The organism is Peribacillus sp. SIMBA_075, assembly GCF_046534585.1.
Map to the genome: position 1 here is coordinate 1 of NZ_JAWRYN010000275.1, position 335 is coordinate 335.

At 36.7% G+C, this 335-nt stretch carries 1 protein-coding gene; it reads right to left on the reverse strand.

The genetic code is table 11. The features are described 5' to 3' along the window. A partial coding sequence (locus tag SB775_RS28230) for a septation ring formation regulator EzrA (RefSeq protein ID WP_410864473.1) occupies nucleotides 1-335 on the reverse strand: 335 nt, incomplete at both ends.

The following is a 335-nucleotide window of genomic DNA, read 5'->3' on the forward strand; positions in this document are numbered from 1 at the left end:
TTCTGCTTTTGTTTCAATCGTTTCAGTACGAATTTCTTCTAAGTCTTCATAAACAGAAAGTGTTTTTTGCTCCACATAATGTCTCGCATGTACTTCTTGTTCCAGTTGATCATAGAAGCCATCTAAACGCGTTTTTAAGTTTTCTACTTTTTCAGCGGCTTCTGTTATATGAAGCTCCTGTATATCCATTAAACATGTGTGTAGTTGTGTCGTCATATCGCGGACTTCTTTAGGAATTTCCAAATACTCTAATACATAGCCTTGTCTTATCATATCATCATGGCCTTGTAATAAATCTTCCAGCTGAACTGGTAATGTCGCTTGACACTCTACCA